At 70.1% G+C, this 655-nt stretch carries 1 protein-coding gene; it reads left to right on the top strand.

The genetic code is table 11. The features are described from left to right. On the top strand, window positions 1-655 hold a 655-nt coding region (locus ACYVD1_RS34800; RefSeq protein WP_460778731.1), incomplete at both ends, for a transposase.

Raw genomic sequence — 655 nt, forward strand, 5'->3', positions numbered from 1 at the left:
TGCCCCGCCCCAGCGAAGCCGCGCTGCGCCACCTACGCCGACGCCTGGGACCCGCCCCCTTCACCACCCTCTTCGAGACCATCGCCGTCCCCCTGGCCCAACCCACCACCCCCGGCACCTGCTACCGCCACTGGCGCACCGTGGCCTTCGACGCCTGCCACTCGATCAAAGCCCCCGACAGCGAACACAACCTGACCTGGCTACGCAAGATCGACCAGCCCCACGGCGAGGAAGGCTACCCCCGCCTGCAGGTCACCGCCCTGTGCGAGACCGGCACCCGCTCCCTACTCGGCGCCACCATCAGCCCCGCCCCCAGCGGCGAACCCGACCAAGCCCGCCAACTCCTCGGTCTGCTCACCCCACAGATGCTGGTCCTAGCCGACCAGGCCTACCAAGGCAACACCTTCCTGAACCAGACCGCCGCCACCGGCGCCCAGTTCCTGATCCGGTTGCGCGCCCGCCGCCGCCCCCGGGTCGAAACCCTGCTACCCGACGGGTCCTACCTGACCCACCTAGACGGGCTCAAACTCCGCATCATCGAAGCCCGCATCACCGCCACCACCGACGACGGCGAACAGATCCAGGGCCTGTACCGGCTGGCCACGACCCTGCTCGACCACCACACCGACCCCGCCCACCAGCTCCTGGCCCTCTA

The sequence above is a fragment of the Nocardiopsis nanhaiensis genome, assembly GCF_054778635.1.